Source organism: Jiangella alba, assembly GCF_900106035.1.
GTDB classification, from domain to species: domain Bacteria; phylum Actinomycetota; class Actinomycetes; order Jiangellales; family Jiangellaceae; genus Jiangella; species Jiangella alba.
In genome coordinates this window covers 2721955-2739162 of sequence record NZ_FNUC01000003.1, presented here as the reverse complement: position 1 = coordinate 2739162, position 17208 = coordinate 2721955, and the positions used below count along the sequence as shown (strand labels likewise).

14 protein-coding genes are annotated in these 17208 nt (G+C 73.6%); 12 read left to right on the top strand and 2 right to left on the bottom strand.

Features of this window, described 5'->3' with window-relative positions:
* Positions 1–27: 27 nt before the first annotated feature.
* The 6 genes from BLV02_RS15035 (at position 28) to BLV02_RS15010 (ending at position 7687) form a co-directional block, all read left to right on the top strand.
* Entirely contained in the window at positions 28–1323 is a 1296-nt protein-coding gene (locus BLV02_RS15035) for an ammonium transporter (RefSeq protein WP_069111874.1), read from the top strand.
* 4 nt (positions 1324–1327) lie between these two features.
* Positions 1328–1666, top strand: coding sequence for a P-II family nitrogen regulator (locus BLV02_RS15030; protein ID WP_053202047.1), 339 nt, complete (start codon positions 1328–1330; stop codon positions 1664–1666).
* Positions 1663–4227 (top strand): [protein-PII] uridylyltransferase, encoded by a 2565-nt coding sequence (locus BLV02_RS37175; RefSeq protein ID WP_069111875.1) that lies wholly within the window; start codon positions 1663–1665, stop codon positions 4225–4227. Before BLV02_RS15030 ends, BLV02_RS37175 begins: the two co-directional genes overlap by 4 nt.
* A 64-nt stretch (positions 4228–4291) precedes the next feature.
* Positions 4292–5152, top strand: a complete 861-nt coding sequence (locus BLV02_RS15020) for an ATP-grasp domain-containing protein (protein ID WP_069111876.1) — start codon at positions 4292–4294, stop codon at positions 5150–5152.
* Between the two features lie 48 nt (positions 5153–5200).
* A complete protein-coding gene (gene thrS, locus BLV02_RS15015) occupies positions 5201–7174 on the top strand; it encodes a threonine--tRNA ligase (RefSeq protein ID WP_069111877.1) in 1974 nt (657 codons plus the stop codon).
* Positions 7175–7222: 48 nt separating this feature from the next.
* Positions 7223–7687, top strand: coding sequence for an HIT domain-containing protein (locus BLV02_RS15010; protein ID WP_083288735.1), 465 nt, complete (start codon positions 7223–7225; stop codon positions 7685–7687).
* Between the two features lie 15 nt (positions 7688–7702).
* Here BLV02_RS15010 and BLV02_RS15005 read toward each other — a convergent pair whose 3' ends face one another.
* The gene (locus BLV02_RS15005) at positions 7703–8743 is read right to left on the bottom strand and encodes an ArsR family transcriptional regulator (RefSeq protein ID WP_069111879.1); all 1041 of its coding nucleotides are present in this window, start codon (positions 8741–8743) and stop codon (positions 7703–7705) included.
* A 107-nt stretch (positions 8744–8850) separates the two neighbouring features.
* Between BLV02_RS15005 and BLV02_RS15000 the strand changes: the two genes are divergently transcribed.
* Complete coding sequence (locus tag BLV02_RS15000) at positions 8851–9819, top strand: MBL fold metallo-hydrolase (protein WP_083288710.1); 969 nt, start codon at positions 8851–8853, stop codon at positions 9817–9819.
* A gap of 11 nt (positions 9820–9830) precedes the next feature.
* On the top strand, positions 9831–11300 hold the full coding sequence (locus BLV02_RS14995; protein WP_069111880.1) for a S10 family peptidase: 1470 nt from the start codon (positions 9831–9833) through the stop codon (positions 11298–11300).
* A gap of 164 nt (positions 11301–11464) precedes the next feature.
* Here the strand turns inward: BLV02_RS14995 and BLV02_RS14990 are convergent, their stop codons facing one another.
* Positions 11465–13597: an elongation factor G-like protein EF-G2 gene (locus BLV02_RS14990; protein ID WP_069111881.1), complete on the bottom strand. Its 2133-nt coding sequence runs from the start codon at positions 13595–13597 to the stop codon at positions 11465–11467.
* Between the two features lie 207 nt (positions 13598–13804).
* On the opposite strand from BLV02_RS14990, the gene pgsA reads away from it, so the two are divergent.
* From pgsA to BLV02_RS14970, 4 genes are read left to right on the top strand one after another with little or no spacing between them, the layout of a single operon-like run.
* Complete coding sequence (gene pgsA / locus BLV02_RS14985; protein WP_069111989.1) at positions 13805–14416, top strand: phosphatidylinositol phosphate synthase; 612 nt, start codon at positions 13805–13807, stop codon at positions 14414–14416.
* Positions 14413–15342, top strand: a complete 930-nt coding sequence (locus tag BLV02_RS14980) for a phosphatidylinositol mannoside acyltransferase (protein WP_069111882.1) — start codon at positions 14413–14415, stop codon at positions 15340–15342. The genes pgsA and BLV02_RS14980 overlap by 4 nt, the downstream gene beginning before the upstream one ends.
* On the top strand, positions 15339–16478 hold the full coding sequence (locus tag BLV02_RS14975; RefSeq protein ID WP_069111883.1) for a glycosyltransferase family 4 protein: 1140 nt from the start codon (positions 15339–15341) through the stop codon (positions 16476–16478). Before BLV02_RS14980 ends, BLV02_RS14975 begins: the two co-directional genes overlap by 4 nt.
* A complete protein-coding gene (locus BLV02_RS14970) occupies positions 16475–17017 on the top strand; it encodes a hypothetical protein (protein WP_069111884.1) in 543 nt (180 codons plus the stop codon). The genes BLV02_RS14975 and BLV02_RS14970 overlap by 4 nt, the downstream gene beginning before the upstream one ends.
* The last annotated feature ends 191 nt before the right edge of the window (positions 17018–17208 follow it).

Sequence of the window (17208 nt, the reverse complement as noted above, 5' to 3'; positions counted from 1 at the left end):
GCGTTCCGACTCGGCTAGGAGCCAACGATGCCCGAACTCAGCGCGGGCGATACCGCGTGGGTGCTCACGAGCGCGGCTCTCGTTCTGCTCATGACCCCTGGACTGGCCTTCTTCTACGGCGGCATGGTGCGCGCCAAGGCGGTCCTCAACATGCTCATGATGAGCTTCCTCTGCCTGGCGATCGTGCCGGTGATCTGGGTGCTGTGGGGCTACTCCCTGGCCTTCGACGGCAGCAACGGCGGCCTGATCGGCGGGCTGGGGAAGGCCGGCCTCGACGGCGTGGGCGTGGACAGCATGGCGGCCGCGCCGATCCCGGAGTTCGCGTTCGTCGCGTTCCAGGCGGTGTTCGCGATCATCACGGTCGCGCTGATCAGCGGCGCCATCGCGGAGCGCGCGTCGTTCCGCGGGTGGGCGATCTTCGTCCCGATCTGGCTGACGCTCGTGTACTTCCCGGTGGCGAACTGGGTGTGGGGCGGCGGCTGGATCTTCGAGCTGGGCGCGCTCGACTTCGCCGGCGGCACGGTCGTGCACATCAACGCGGGCGCGGCAGGCCTGGCGCTGGCGCTGGTGCTGGGCCGGCGAGTGGGCTGGCCGAAGCAGCCGATGCGGCCGCACAACCTGCCGTTCGTGCTGCTCGGCGCGGGGCTGCTGTGGTTCGGCTGGTTCGGCTTCAACGCGGGCTCGGCGCTGGGCGCCAACGGGCTGGCGTCGGCGGCGTTCGTGAACACGCTGGTGGCGACGGCGGCCGCGGTGCTGGGCTGGCTGCTGGTCGACGTCGTCAAGCAGAAGCACTCGACGACGCTCGGTGCGGCGTCCGGCGCGATCGCCGGGCTCGTCGCCATCACGCCGGCCTGCGCGTTCGTCAGCCCCGTCGGCGCGATCGTCATCGGCGTCGTCGCCGGCGCGGTGTGCGCGCTGTGCGTCGGGCTGAAGTACCGGTTCGGGTACGACGACTCGCTCGACGTGGTCGCGGTGCACCTGGTGGGCGGTGTCATCGGCACGCTGATGATCGGCCTGCTGGCGTCGTCCGACTTCACCGGCGGGCCGGAGGGCCTGTTCTACGGTGGCGGGGTCGACCTGCTGTGGCGGCAGGCGGTCGCGGCCGCGGTCGTCATCGTGTTCTCCTTCGTCGTGGCCTACGGGCTGGGCAAGCTCATCGACCGGACGGTGGGGTTCCGGGTCAGCGAGGAGGAGGAGGTCGACGGCATCGACCTGAACAGCCACCTCGAGACCGGCTACGAGCTCACCTCCACGTCGGCCGGCCCCACCCGCGGGGTACCGGCGCCCGCAGCCGCCCGCGTCGACTCCACGCAGGGAGCGTGACCGCATGAAGCTCGTCACCGCCGTCATCAAGCCGTTCAAGCTGGACGAGGTCCGCAAGGCGCTGGAGGCGTTCGGCGTCAACGGCATGACAGTCACCGAGGCCAGCGGCTACGGCCGGCAGAAGGGCCACACCGAGGTCTACCGGGGCGCGGAGTACACCGTCGACCTGGTCCCGAAGGTGCGGCTGGAGGTGCTGGTCGACGACTTCGACGTCGACCAGGTGCTGGGTGTCGTCGCCGAGGCGGCCCGGACCGGCAAGATCGGCGACGGCAAGATCTGGGTCACGCCGGCCGAGGCGGTCATCCGCGTCCGCACCGGGGAGACCGGGCCGGACGCGCTCTGAGCGCCACCACCGACCGGTTCGTCGCGCTGCGCCGGGCGATCGTCGACGACGACCGCCTCGGCGCGGCGCAGCGGGCCGCGACGCTGTCCGAGCTGGCCGACGGCTGGCTGGCCCGGGTGTTCGCGGACGTCCCGGCCGCCGCGCGGCAGGGGTATGCGCTGGTCGCCGTCGGCGGGTACGGACGGCGCGAGCTGCTGCCCGGCAGCGACCTCGACGTGCTGCTGCTGGTCACCGGCCGCGGCGACCCGGCCGCCGTCGCCGACGCCGTCTTCTACCCGGTGTGGGACGCCGGGCTGGCGCTGGACCACTCGGTGCGCACCCCCGGCGAGGCGCTGTCCGTCGCCGGGTCGGACCTGAAGGCGGCGCTCGGGCTGATCGACGCCCGGCACGTGGCCGGCGACGAGGAGCTGACGGACGAGCTGCGGGCCGGGGTCCGCGACGGCTGGCGCAGGCAGGCCGCCGTCCGGCTGCCGGAACTGGCCGCGATGTGCCGCTCGCGGGCCGCGAGCGTGGGCGAACTGGCACATCTGCTGGAGCCGGACCTCGTCCAGGCCTACGGCGGGTTGCGCGACACGCTGGCGCTGCGGGCCGTCACGGCGTCGTGGATCGCCGACCGTCCCCGCACCGCCGGCGTCGACCTCGCCCGGCAGTGGCTGCTGACGGTGCGCGACGCGCTGCACCGCACGACCGGGCGGCGTCAGGACCGGCTGCTGTTCGAGAACCAGGACGACGTCGCGGTGCGGCTCGGCCTGCCCGACGCGGACCTGCTGCTGCGCCGCGTCGCCGAGGCCGGCCGGGCGATCGCGTACGCCTCGGACGTCACCTGGCGCGACGTCGAACGGACGCTGGCCGGGCTGAAGCGGCGCGGACGGCGCCGCCCCCTCGTTCGCCGCCCCCTCGCCGACGGCGTCGACGAGTACGACGGCGAGGCCGTGCTGGCCCGCGGCGCCGACCCCGCCCGCGACGCCGTCCTGCCCTTGCGGGCCGCCGCGGCGGCGGCGCAGGCCGGGCTGGTCCCGGGGCCGCGGACGCTGGCCCGGCTGATCGCCGAGTGCCCGCCGCTGCCCGAGCCGTGGCCGCCGGCGGCGCTGGACGCGCTGGTCAGCCTGCTGGGCGCCGGGCCGGGAACGGTGCCGGTGTGGGACGCGCTGGAGGCGGCCGGGCTGGTCGTTCGGTGGTTCCCGGAGTGGGAGCGGATCCGGTACCGCGCCACCCGCACACCCGTCCACCGGCACACCGTCGACCGTCACCTGGTCGAGACCGCCGTCGTCGCGTCGCGGCTGACCCGCCGGGTGGCGCGGCCGGACCTGCTGCTGCTCGCGGCGGTCGTCCACGACCTCGGCAAGGGCGTGCCCGGCGACCACTCGGTGGCGGGATCGCCGATCGCCGCGTCCCTCGGGCAGCGGATCGGGCTGTCTGAGGCGGATGCCACGACGCTCGGCCGGCTGGTCCGGCACCACCTGCTGCTGCCGGAGACCGCCACCCGTCGCGACCCGGACGACCCCGCGACGCTCGCGACGGTGGTCGAGGCGGTGCGGACGCGGGAGTTCCTGGAGCTGCTCGCCTGCCTGACGGAGGCGGACGCCACGGCGGCGGGGCCGGTCGCGTGGACGCCGCTGCGCTCCCGCCTCGTCGGCGACCTTGTCGAGCGGACCCGGCGCGCCCTCGCGCCCGACGCCTCGGCTGCGGTGGCGACGTCGTCGGTGCCGATGCCGGTGCCGTTGGCGGGAGAGACGGCGTTGGCGGGGGAGGCGGCGTCGGCGGGAGTGTGTCGGTGCCCGCCCGTAGGGTGGGCACCCTCCCTAGAGGGGCGGGTCATACCTACCACGGCGCGCGCGGACGAGCCTCCGGCGTCGGCCGACGGGAACGGGGCCAGGACCGGGTCGGCGGCCGGCACCCATCCGGCCGACGGGGACGGAGCCTGGCCCGCGGCCGAGGCCATGCGGCCAGTCGGCACGGGGCTGGCGGTCGAGGTGGCGCCGCCGGACGAGGACGGGGCGGGGCTGGCGACGGTCACCGTCGTCGCGGGGAGGGGGTCGGGGGTGCTGGGCGTGGTCGCGGGCGTGCTGGCGCTGCACCGGCTCGACGTCAGGTCGGCGCGCGCGCACACCGCCGGCGACGCCGTCGTGCAGGTGTGGCAGGTGGTGGCGCGTCGCGGCGAGGGGCCGGACGGGGTGCGGTTGCGCGAGGACGTCGCCCGGGCGCTGGCCGGCCACCTGGACCTGACGACGCGGCTGGCGGCCCGCGCGGCCGAGTGGCGCGGCCGGGTCATCCAGCACGCCCGGCCCCAGGTGCAACTGCTGCGCGACGTGTCGGCAGACGCGACGGTTCTGGAGGTGCGCGCGCACGACGAGCCCGGGCTGCTGCACCGGCTGGCGACGGCGCTCAGCGGCGCGGCCGTCGACATCCGGTCCGCGGTCGTCGGGACGCTCGGGTCCGAGGCGATCGACGTCTTCTATCTGGTGGACGGCGACACCGGCGGGCCGCTGGGGGAGCGGGCCGAGCAGGACGCGGTGGCCGCCGCCCGCGCCGCCCTGGGAGCGGCCGACGCCGACGAGTGAGCGGTGTCAGTATCGACAGGTATCGTCGGGGCTGTCGCCTGCGAAGACACCGGAAGGAGCGCCCATGCCCCGCGTCGCCCTGGTCACCTGCGCCGAACTGCCAGAGCTGGACACCGACGACCAGCTGGCGGTCGAGCCGCTGCGCGCGCTCGGCGTCGACGTCGAGACGCCGGTGTGGGACGACCCCGCCGTCGACTGGGCGGGGTACGACCTCGTCGTGCTGCGCAACCCGTGGGACTACGCGCGCCGCCGCGAGCAGTTCCTGGCCTGGACGCACTCCGTCCCGCGGCTGCTGAACCCGGCGAAGGTCGTCGAGTGGAACACCGACAAGGTGTACCTGCGCGAGCTGGCCGCCGCTGGGCTGCCGGTCGTCCCGACCAGCTGGCTGACGCCGGGCGACGCCACGGCGCTGCCGGACAGCGGCGAGTACGTCGTGAAGCCGTCGGTCAGCGCGGGCTCTGCCGACACCGGCCGCTACGACCTCGCCGACGCGGCGCAGCGGGCCCTCGCCGAGACCCAGGTGCAGAAGCTGCTGGCGCGCGGGTCCACCGTCATGCTGCAGCCCTACCTCAGCGCCGTCGACACCGCGGGCGAGACCGCCATGCTGCACCTCGGCGGCGTGTTCAGCCACGCCATCCGCAAGGGCGCCCTGCTCGACGGGCCCGACCTCCGCGACGGCAAGCCGCTGTGGAGCGAGCAGATCGAGCCGCGCGAGCCGACGGACGCCGAGCGCGAGCTGGCCCGGCGCGCCCTCGACGCCATCCCGGGCAGCGACACCCTGCTGTACGCCCGCGTCGACACCATTCCGGGCCCCGACGGCGCGCCCGTCATCCTCGAAGTGGAACTGACCGAGCCCAGCCTCTTCCTGGCCACGTCGCCGGGCGCGCCGCAACGCCTGGCGCGCGCGATCACGGCCCGCCTCTAACCGCTACCATCGACCCGGCCAGAACCACCCCACACCGAGGAGCACGTCGTGTCCGAACAGATCCGTATTGCCGTCGCCGGAAGCGAGCGACAGGTCGATGCGGGCACGACGGCGGCCGAGCTGTTCGCCGACGACGCCACGGTGATCGCCGCGCGCGTCGGCGGCTCGCTCGTCGACCTCGCCCGGGTGCTGGCCGACGGCGACGACGTCGAGCCGGTGGCCGTCGACTCCAAGGACGGCCGCGACATCCTGCGGCACTCGACGGCGCACGTCATGGCGCAGGCGGTGCAGGAGCTGCACCCCGAGGCCAAGCTGGGCATCGGCCCGCCGGTCGAGAACGGCTTCTACTACGACTTCGACGTCGCCGAGCCGTTCACCCCCGACGATCTCAAGAGCATCGAGAAGAAGATGCAGCAGATCGTCAAGGAGCGGCAGTCGTTCGTCCGCCGCCCGATCAGCGACGACGACGCGCGGGTCGAACTCGCCGCCGAGCCGTACAAGCTCGAGCTGATCGGCCTCAAGGGCGGCGCCGCCGAGCAGGCCGCCGAGGGCGCGTCCGCCGAGGTCGGCGGCGCCGAGCTGACCATCTACGACAACGTCAGGCCCGACGGCGAGCTGGCCTGGAAGGACCTCTGCCGCGGCCCGCACCTGCCGACCACGCGGAACATCCCGGCGTTCAAGCTCATGCGCGTGGCCGCCGCCTACTGGCGGGGCAGCGAGAAGAACCCGCAGCTGCAGCGCATCTACGGCACCGCCTGGGAGAGCCGCGACGCCCTCAAGGCCTACCTTGAGCGCCTCGCCGAGGCCGAGCGGCGCGACCACCGCAAGCTGGGCCGCGAGCTCGACCTCTACAGCTTCCCCGACGAGCTCGGCTCCGGCCTGCCGGTGTTCCACCCCAAGGGCGGCGTCATCAAGCGCGAGATGGAGGACTACGTCCGCCGCCGGCACCTGGAGGAGGGCTTCCAGTACGTCGGCACGCCGCACATCTCCAAGCAGGGCCTGTTCGAGACGTCCGGGCACCTGCCCTACTACGCCGACGGCATGTTCCCGCCCATGGAGCTGGAGGGCAGCTCGTACTACCTCAAGGCGATGAACTGCCCCATGCACAACCTGATCTTCCGCTCCCGCGGGCGGTCGTACCGCGAGTTGCCGCTGCGGTTGTTCGAGTTCGGCTCGGTGTACCGGTTCGAGAAGTCCGGCGTGGTGCACGGCCTCACCCGCGTGCGCGGCATGACGCAGGACGACTCCCACTCCTACGTCACGCAGGAGCAGGCGGCCGGCGAGATCACCCACCTGCTGAACTTCGTCCTGGGCCTGCTCAAGGACTTCGGCCTGGACGACTACTACCTCGAGCTGTCCACCCGCGACCCCGAGTCCGACAAGTTCATCGGCACCGACGAGCAGTGGGAGCAGGCCACCCGCACGCTCGAGGAGGTCGGCCGGGCCTCCGGTCTCGAGCTGGTCCCCGACCCCGGCGGCGCCGCCTACTACGGCCCGAAGATCTCGGTACAGACCCGCGACGCCATCGGCCGCACCTGGCAGATGTCCACCATCCAGCTCGACTTCAACCAGCCGGCCCGGTTCGAGCTGGAGTACCAGGCCGCCGACGGCACCCGGCAGCAGCCGGTCATGATCCACTCGGCGAAGTTCGGCTCCATCGAGCGGTTCATCGGCGTGCTGGTCGAGCACTACGCCGGCGCGTTCCCGCCCTGGCTGGCGCCGGTGCAGGCGGTCGGCATCCCCATCGCCGACGAGCACGTCCCGTACCTCGCGACGGTTGCGGCGAAGCTGGCCGAGGCCGGCATCCGGGTCGAGGTCGACGACTCCGACGACCGCATGCAGAAGAAGATCCGCAACGCGCAGAAGCAGAAGATCCCGTTCATGCTCATCGCGGGCGACGACGACGTCGCGAAGGACGCGGTCTCGTTCCGCTACCGCGACGGCAGCCAGAAGAACGGCGTGCCGGTCGACGACGCGGTGGCCGAGATCGTCGACGCCGTCCGTCGCCGCGTGCAGGTCTGACCGGTGCCGGAGGCCGACCGCCTGGAACGGCTGTGGACGCCGTATCGCATGGCGTACATCACCGGCGAGCCCGGCAACGGCAGCGACGACGACGGCTGCCCGCTGTGCGCCATCCCGCGCAAGTCCGACGAGGACGGGCTGATCCTGCACCGTGGGCGCACGGCGTACGCGGTGCTGAACCTTCACCCGTACAACCCGGGCCACCTCATGGTCGTCCCGTACCGGCACACCGGCGAGTTCGAGACGCTCACCGACGACGAGTCGCGGGAGCTGACGTCGATGACGCAGGACGCCGTCCGCGCGGTGAAGGCGGCGTCGGCCCCGCACGGCTTCAACGTCGGCCTCAACCTCGGCGGCGTGGCCGGCGGCTCGCTCTCGGCCCACCTGCACCAGCACGTGGTGCCGCGGTGGAGCGGCGACGCCAACTTCATGACCGTCCTCGACAACACCAAGATCATGCCGCAGCTGCTGGCCGACACCCGCGCGCTGCTGGCGTCGTCCTGGCCCGAGTAGCCGGCCCGCGGGCGCTCAGTCGTCGGTGAGGCCGAGCGCCCTCATGGTCTCGGTGGCCCGGTCGGTCCGTTCGTAGAGCACACGTCGGCCCTGACGGCGCCGCCGCACCAGGCCGGTGCGGTGCAGCCTGGCCAGGTGGTACGAGACCGTCGACGGCGCCAGCCGCTGCCGGGCGGCGAGCTCGCTGGTGGTCCGGGCGACGCCGAGGTCGGACAGCAGCCGGGCCCAGCCGTCGCCGAACAGCCGCGTCGCCGGCGCCGGCGCGTCCGGGCCCGTCCACACCCGCCCCCGGCGCAGCGCCGGGTACCCGAGCATCGCGGTACCGCTCCAGCCGTGCCAGACCGCCGGGTGCGGCAGGAACGCCGACGGCGCCAGCACCACGCCGCCGGGCGGGTCGAACGTCAGGTCGTACGGCCGCCGGAGCACGACCCGCGCGCCGTCCCAGGTCAGCCGCGGGTCCAGCAGTTCCACGACGGAACCCAGGCCGCGGCCGGCCGCCTCGAACGCGTGCTCACGCACGTCGGCGTCGTTCACCGCACGCACCGACGGCCACAGCGGCGCCAGCGCGGCGTGCCAGAACCACTCCAACTGGCCGGCGAGACAACGGCACAACTCGTCCACGCCCTGCCGCTCGACGATGGCGGCGACGGGCGCGGGGAGGGCGCGGCGAGGGTCGCCGATGACCCCGCCGAGCTGCGCGAACGGGTCCGGCTGCTCCGGCGGGTCCGGCCGGAAGGCGAGCGCGAGCTCGCGCCGGACCCGGCCGGCCGGCGCCGTCGCCACGGCGTGCAGTTCGTCCTCGATGCTGGTCTCGTACCCGGCCGGAACCGGAGCGAGGAAGTCCGGGACGTACCAGGTGGCCTCCTCGGCCAGCGCGAGCAGGACGCCGACGCGGTCGCGGTCGACCCGGCGTGCGGTGTCGGCCACCCAGTGCCGCGCGTACGGCGCCCGGCCCGGGTGAACGAGGACCTCGGCGGCGTTCAGCAGCTCGGCCAGCTTCGGCAGCGCGAACCTGGTCAGGGCCAGGCGCGGCGCGTCCAGTGCGATCCCGAGCACGCGGGCACCTCGGCTTTCGATGATCGTCGAATCAGTGGCCGGGCCATAGGCCCGCCTGGTCGACTCTGTCACGGCACCGCCACCACCCCACGGACCAGGGAGGCATCATGTCCGACCCCACCGCATCCGGCCGGCCGGGCCAGCACCGCGGCATCGGCAGGCGTCCGTTCGTGGTCGCCGCGCTCGGGGCGGGGCTGACCGCCGCGGCACAGGTGACGGCGAGCGCCGGCCCGAGTGGCCGGCGGGTCTCGTCCGCGGCCCGCCGCCAGGTGGGCGGGCTGGAGGTGATCGCCCTGCTCGACGCGTCCGGGCCGTTCCCCGCCGCCTGGACGCAGATGTTCCCCGACGCCACCGACGCCGACTGGGCCGCGGCGCGGGCGATCGACCCGGCGGCGTTCGGCGACGACGGCCGCTGGCACCTCGACTTCCACTGCTACGCCGTCCGGCGCCCGTCGGGACGGGTCATGCTCGTGGACAGCGGCGTCGGACCGGCCGGGAGCCCGGCGGCGGGCTGGGCGCCGGTGCCGGGCCGGCTGCCCCGGGCGCTCGCCGAGGCGGGCATCGCCGCCGGCGACGTCGACCTGGTGGTGCTGACCCACCTGCACGAGGACCACGTCGGCTGGGCCGTCGGGCCGGACGGGACGCCGATGTTCCCCGACGCCAGGTACGTCGTCCAGCGCGACGAGGTCGACCACCTCGCCGGCGACCCCGAGAGCGTCGTCTGGGGCTACGTCGTCGAACCGCTGCTGCGCACCGGCCGGTTGCACCAGGTGCGCGGGCCGGCGCGGCTGCCGGCCGGTCGCCGCGGCGAGCGTGTGCTGGCCGTGCCGACGCCCGGGCACACCGTCGGGCACCAGTCCGTGCTCGTCGACGGGCCGGGCGAGGAGGTGATCATCACCGGTGACGTCCTGGTGCATGCCGTGCAGCTGGCCGACCCGGACGTCGCGTACGCGCTGGAGGACGACCAGGAAACGGCCCGCGCGAGCCGGCGGTCGCTGCTGCGGCGGGCCGAGCGCAGGAACGCGGTGCTCGCCACCGCGCACCTGCACGCACCGTTCGTGCACCCACGCCGATAGGGTCGGCGGCTGTGAGCGATGCCGAGTCCAAGCCCGCAGCCGACAACGCCGCCAAGCACCTCGAGGACGAGCTGGTCACGAGCCAGCACGTCCTCGACACCCCGGACGGCCCGCTGCACTACACGGCCAAGGCCGGCCGTGTCGTGCTGTGGGAGGACAAGGTCGAGGACGACGTGTGGAAGGGCCGCCGGCCGCGCGCCCAGGTCGGCCTGACGGCGTACACCCTCGACGACGCCGATCCGGGCACCCGGCCGGTGACCTTCGCGTTCAACGGCGGACCGGGCTCGGCCAGCGTGTGGCTGCACCTCGGCGTGCTGGGGCCGCGCCGCGTCGTCATGGGCGACGTCGGCGACCTCGCGCCGCCGCCGTACGGGCTGACCGACAACCCCGAGTCGCTGCTCACCGTCAGCGACCTCGTCTTCATCGACCCCGTGTCGACCGGCCGCTCCCGCGTCGTCGACGGCGAGAAGGCGGGCGACTTCCACGGGTTCAGCGCGGACATCGAGTCCGTCGGCGAGATCATCCGCCAGTGGGTCACCGCCGAGGGGCGCTGGCTCTCGCCCAAGCTGCTGGCGGGGGAGTCGTACGGCACCACCCGCGCGTCGGCGCTGGCCCAGCACCTGCAGAGCACCGGCATGTACCTCAACGGGCTCATGCTGATCTCCTGCGTCCTCAACTTCGGCGTGCACGACTTCAAGGAGGGCAACGACCACGCCTACGCGCGGTTCCTGCCGTTCTACGCCGCGACCGCCCACTACCACGGCAAACACCCGGGCCGTGAGCTGCGCGACGTCGTCGCCGAGGCCGAGCGGTACGCCGCCCGCGACTACCTCTACGTGCTGGCCCGCGGGTCCCGGCTCAGCGCCGAGGAGCGCGCCGACGCCGTCGCCACGCTGGCCCGCCTCACCGGGGTCGGCGAGGACTACGTGTCGCGGGCCGACCTGCGCCTCGAGCACTGGCGCTACTTCACCGAGCTGCGCCGCGCCGACGGCCTGAGCGTCGGCCGCCTCGACTCCCGGTTCACCGGACCGGCCGGCGACGGCATCGCCGACGGCATGGACGCCGACCCGTCCATGGACGCCATCCTCGGCCCGTACGCGACGGCGTACCAGCACTACGCCCGCGCCGAGCTCGGCATCGAGGACACCTCCCCGTTCCACGTGTTCGGCCGCGACGTCATCGGCAAGTGGAGCTACAAGGAGTTCGAGAACGCGTCGGTGTCCGTGCTCGACCGCCTCTCGCGCGCCATGCGGCAGAACCCGCACCTGCGCGTCCACGTCGCCTTCGGCTACTACGACGGCGCCACGCCGTTCTCCTGCGCCGAGGACGACCTCGCGCACCTGAACCTCCCGGCCGGGCTGCAGGACAACATCGAGCGCCGCTACTACGAGGCCGGCCACATGATGTACGTTCACGAACCCAGCCGGCTGCGCCAGAGCGCCGACCTCGCCGACTTCGTCCGCCGGGCGACGACGACCTAGGCCAAGATGAGTGAGTCCTGTTGATCGTGAGTGGTGGTCGGAAGTGATGGCGTTGGGAGGAGGCGCCCGCGTGCGGCGGGGTGACACCCGTGCCAACAGTTGGCGCTGAAGTCACCGCGCCGGAACAGTACTCCCGGTGGGCAGCGGGCCGGCCGTGTCTTCACCTAGGGTCCGTCCGCCGTCACCTTGGCGGCGAGGTTGTGTGGCATCGGTTCGTAGCGGGCGTAACGCCTGGTGAACGTGCCGGTGCCGTGGCTCATGGCGCGCAGGTCGATGGCATACCGGACGATCTCCGTCTGCGGCACGTCGGCGCGCACCACCGTCCGACCGGCGCCGACCGTGTCGGTGCCGAGCACGCGGCCGCGCCGTCCGGCGAGGTCGCCCATGACGGCGCCCACGTAGTCGTCCGGGATCATGACGGCGATCTCGTCGACCGGCTCCAGCAGGCTCACCCCGGCCGCCGACGCCGCCTCGCGCAGCGCCAGCCCGCCCGCGGTCTGGAAGGCCATGTCGGACGAGTCGACGCTGTGCGCCTTGCCGTCGTACAGCGTGACCTTGATGTCGACCATCGGGTAGCCGGCGACGGTGCCACGCTCCATCTGCGCCCGCACGCCCTTCTCGACCGAGGGGATGAACTGGCGCGGGACGGAGCCGCCGACGACCTTGTCGACGAACTCGAAGCCGCCGCCCTCGGGGAGCGGCTCGACCTCGATCTCGCAGACGGCGTATTGGCCGTGCCCGCCGGACTGCTTGACGTGGCGGCCGCGGCCGTTCGCCTTGCCGGCCAGCGTCTCGCGCAGCGGCACCCGCAGCGCGACGGTGTCGACGTGGACGCCGTGACGGGCCCGCAGCCGGTCCAGGACGAGGTCGGCGTGCGCCTCACCCATCGTCCACAGCACCAGCTGGTGCGTCTCGCCGTTGTTCTCCACCCGCAGCGTCGGGTCCTCCGCCACCAGCCGGGACAGCCCCAGCACCAGCTTGTCCTCGTCGGCCTTGGCGGACGGGACGATCGCGAACGGCAGCAGCGGCTCGGGCATCGTCCACGGCCGCATGAGCAGCGGGTCGTCCTTCGCCGACAGCGTGTCGCCGGTCTCGGCCCGCGACAGCTTGGCGATCGCGACGATGTCGCCGGCGTGCGCCTCGGCGACCGGCCGCTGGGTCTTGCCGAGCGGGCAGGACAGCGCGCCGATGCGCTCGTCCTCGTCGTGCTCCTCGTGGCCGCGGTCGGCCAGGAAGTGGCCGGAGACGTGCACCGTCGCGTCGGGGCGCAGCGTGCCGGAGAACACCCGGACCAGGCTGACGCGGCCGACGTACGGGTCGGACGTGGTCTTGACCACCTCGGCCAGCAGCGGGCCGGCCGGGTCGGCGGCGATGCCGTCGCGCGGCGTGCCCGTCACCGTCGTGACCTCGGGCAACGGGTGTTCGGCGGGGGAGGGGAAGCCGCCGGCGATGACCTCGAGCAGCTCCTGCGTGCCCAGGCCGGACGCGGCGCAGACCGGGATGACCGGGTGGAACGACGCCCGCGCGACCGCCCGCTCGAGGTCGTCGACCAGCACCTTCAGCTCGATGTGCTCGCCGCCGAGGTAGCGGTCCATCAGGGACTCGTCCTCGGACTCCTCGATGATCCCCTCGATCAGCTCGCCGCGGGCCTCCTCCAGCAGCACCGCCTCGGCCTCCGACGGGTCCCGCGCGGCGCGGCGGCCGCCGTCGTAGCCGAAGACCTGCTCGCTGAGCAGGCCGACCAGCGCGTCCGTCCCGCTGGGCAGGTAGAGCGGCAGCACCTTGTCGCCGAAGCCGTCGCGGATGGCGGCCAGCGTGCCGGCGTAGTCGGAGCGGGGGTGGTCGAGCTTGGTGAGGACGACGGCGCGCGGCATGCGGACCGCCTCGCACTCGGCCCAGAGCAGCCGCGTCGTGCCGTCGATGGGTTCCGCGGTCGAGACGACGAACAGGGCGCAGTCGGCGCCGCGCAGCCCGGCCCGAAGGTCGCCGACGAAATCGGCGTACCCCGGGGTGTCCAGCAGGTTGATCTTCGTCTGCTCGTGCAGCAGCGGGGCGAGCGCGAGACCGACCGACCGCTGCTGGCGGATCTCGCTCTCGTCGTGGTCGCTCACGGTGGTGCCGTCCTCGACCCGTCCGGCCCGGTGGATCGTCCCGGACGCGACGAGAAGGGCCTCGACCAGCGTGGTCTTGCCGGAGGACGTCGGGCCGACGAGCGCGACGTTGCGGACGTCGACCCCGTCGGCCGGAGGTACGCCTCCGGCGTCGGACTGTTCTCCCGTCTGGTGCCGTGCCGCCATGCGCCAGCCTCCTGCCTCGCAGGCGACGCGCGGCCCGGCGGTTCCAGCGCCTCGTTGCGCCGCCGCGGTTCGTAGATGTGGTGATGGCCACTTTGCTGCCGGAGGCGTGGATGCGCAAGGGTGATCGGCATATCGCCAGTAGCATGGCGGCGCCGGGTGCCGCTCAACCAGCGGGCCGGTTTCGGACTGGAGTCGAACGGACGGGCGATGCTCGACAAGTACACCCGGGTCTACTCGACCCGCATCCTGACCCCTGCGGCGCGCGGGATGCTGCGACTGGGGCTCGGCCCGGATGCGGTGACGGTCATCGGCACCCTCGGCGTGGTCGCCGGTGCGCTGATCTTCTACCCGCAGGGCGAGTTCCTCTGGGGAACGCTGTTCATCACGGCGTTCGTGTTCTTCGACAACCTCGACGGCATCATGGCGCGGCTGCAGGGTCGTACCAGCAAGTGGGGGGCGTTCCTCGACTCCACGCTGGACCGCTTCGGTGACGCCGCGATCTTCGGCGGGCTGGCGATGTGGTTCGCCGGCGACGGCGACAACCTGCGCATGGTGGCGCTGCTGATCGCCTGCCTGACGCTGGGCGCCGTCGTCTCGTACGCGAGGGCGCGGGCCGAGAGCCTGGGCTACACCGCCAGCGGCGGCATCGCCGAGCGGGCCGACCGGCTGGTCGCCATCCTCGTCGTCACCGGGCTGGTCGGCCTGCTCGACCTCCCCGTCGTGGTGCTCGAGGTGCTGCTGTGGGCCCTGACGGCGGCCAGCGCGTGGACCGTGTGGCACCGCGTCGACACCGTGCGGCGGCAGGCGGCCCTGGAGTGAGTGCGTTCGGCGACCGTCGCCAGCTGTGGCTCTACAGCACCGGCTGGAAGGCGGTGCAGCACATGCCGGAGCGGGCCGCGTACCGCTCGTTCCGGACCATCGCCGACTTCTTCTGGCGCCGCGGCAGCCCCTCGGTGCGGCGGCTGGAGCAGAACCTCGCCCGCGTCGACAAGTACACCCCCGACGAGCTGCGCGAGCTGACCCGCCTGGGCGCCCGCTCGTACATGCGGTACTGGTGCGACGCCTTCCGCATGTCCGAGTGGAGCCACGAGCGCATCCTCGACCGCGTGCGCGTCGTCGACGAGTACCGGCTGCGCGACGCCCTGGCCGCCGGCCGCGGCGTCGTCGTCCCGCTGCCGCACATGGGCAACTGGGACTGGGCCGGCGCGTGGGCCTGCCTCACCGGCGCCCCGCTGGCGACGGTGGCCGAGCGGCTGCGCCCGGAGGCGCTGTACGAGCGGTTCGTCACCTACCGCGAGGCACTGGGCATGACGGTGCACCCGCTGGGCGGCGACGGCGTCATGAGCGCGCTGGCCGAGCACCTGAACCGCGGCGGCCTCGTGTGCCTGCCGGCCGAACGGGACCTGTCACGCCGCGGCGTCCCCGTCACCCTGTTCGGCGAGCCGACCCGGATGCCGGCCGGCAGCGCGATGCTGGCGCTGCGCACCGGGGCGCCGCTGATCCCCGTCACGCTGTCCTACGAGGGCCGCGAGCCGGAGCACCGGCTGGTCATCCGGTTCCACGAGCCGATCGACCCGCCGGAGGAGCGCGGCGAGCGGCTGGCGACGATGACGCAGCGGATCGCCGACGCCTTCGAGGTCGGCATCCGGGCCAACCCCGAGGACTGGCACATGACCCAGCGGCTGTTCCTGTCCGACCTCGACATCAACGACCCGCGGCGGCGGCCCCAGCAGGTGGCGCCGTGAAGGTCGGCATCGCCTGCCCGTACTCGTGGGACGTCCCGGGCGGCGTCCAGGTGCACATCCGCGACTTCACCGAGGAGCTGACCTCCCGCGGGCACAAGGTCTCCGTCCTGGCGCCCGGCGAGGACGACGACGACCTGCCGCCGTACGTCACCACCGTCGGGCGGCCGCTGGCGATCCCGTACAACGGGTCGGTGGCGCGGGTCGCGTTCGGGCCGCGCATCGCCGCGCGGGTGCGCCGCTGGCTGCTGGACGGCGACTTCGACGTCGTGCACGTGCACGAGCCGGCGTCGCTGTCGCTGGGCCTGATCACGACGCTGTGGGCCGAGGTGCCGATCGTCGCGACGTCGCACTCGGCGATGCGGCGGTCGCGGGCGATGAGCGCGGCCCAGGGCCTCCTGAAGTCGGCGTTCGAGAAGTTCACCGCCCACATCGCCGTCTCCGAGGAGGCCCGGCGCACCGTCGTCCAGCACCTCGGCGTCGACGCCGTCCTCATCCCGAACGGGCTCTTCGTCGACCGGTTCGCCGTGCCCGTCCGCGAGGAGTGGCGGTCGGGGGACGGGACGCTGTCGTTCCTCGGGCGGCTGGACGAGCCGCGCAAGGGCCTGCAGGTGCTGCTCAAGGCGTGGCCGGCGATCCACGACGCGTTCCCGAAGGCGCGGCTGCTGGTGGCCGGCCGGGGCGAGATCGACGACATCCGCCGCGGCATCGAGCCCCGGCACCGCGACGCCGTCGAGTTCCTGGGCGGCGTCAGCGACGACGACAAGGCGGCCATGCTGGCCAGCAGCGACATCTACGTCGCGCCGCACATCGGCGGCGAGTCGTTCGGCATCGTCCTGGCCGAGGCCATGGCGGCCGGCGCGCCGGTGCTGTCCAGCGACCTCGAGGCGTTCCAGGCCGTGCTGGACGGCGGGCGCCTGGGTGCGCTGGTCCCCGTCGGCGACTCGTCCGCGCTGGCCGACGAGGCGATCGCGCTGCTCGGCGACCCCGCGCGGCGGGCCCGGTACCGGGCGGCCGCGTCGCTGGGCGTGCGCCGCTACGACTGGTCGCGGGTCGCCGACGAGGTGCTGGCCGTCTACGAGATGGCCGTCGCCGTAGGGTCCGGCGGGCACACCTTCAAGCTGCCGGGGCTGCCGTGAACTGGGAATGGCTGTTCATCACCATCGCGGTGCTCGCCGCCCTGGGCGTCTACCTGTCCTGGACGGCGGGCCGCCTGGACCGCCGCCACGCCCGGCTCGCCGCGTCGCGGGCCGTGCTGGACGCCGAGCTGCTGCGCCGGTCCGGGTCGGTGCTGGACCTCGCCACCGCCGGCCTGCTGGACCCCGCGACCTCCGTCGCCCTGGCCGACGCGGCCTCGCGGGCCCGGACCGCCGACGAGGGGGCCGAGCGGTACCAGGCGGAGAGCGATCTGACCGCGGTGCTGACGGCCGTCCTGGACGACCCCGCCGACCTGGAGCCGTTGCGGTCCGACCCAGCCGCCGAAGCCGCGCTGGAGGACCTGGCGATGGCTTGCCGGCGGGCGGCGCATGCGCGGCGGTTCCACAACGAGCTGGTGCGGGGCGCGGTCCGGCTGCGGCGGAAGGCGTTCGTGCGGTGGCTGCGGCTGGCCGGCTATGCGCCCATGCCGGAGACCGTCGAGCTCGACGACACGGTGCCGCGGGGGTTGGCCTCGGAGTAGGTCGGTTCTCAGCTGGCGCGGGCTCGCGTTGGCTTTGATCTGCCGCGTTGGCCTGCCCCCTGCTGCTCTCGATGGTCGGGGGCGCGGGCGGCCGCCTCAAGCGGACCCATTGGCGCTTCGCGCGACGGGGGACCGCTTGACCCGGCCGCCCGCGCCCCCCTTCAAGCAGCGTCAGGGGGCCGGCCGAACAA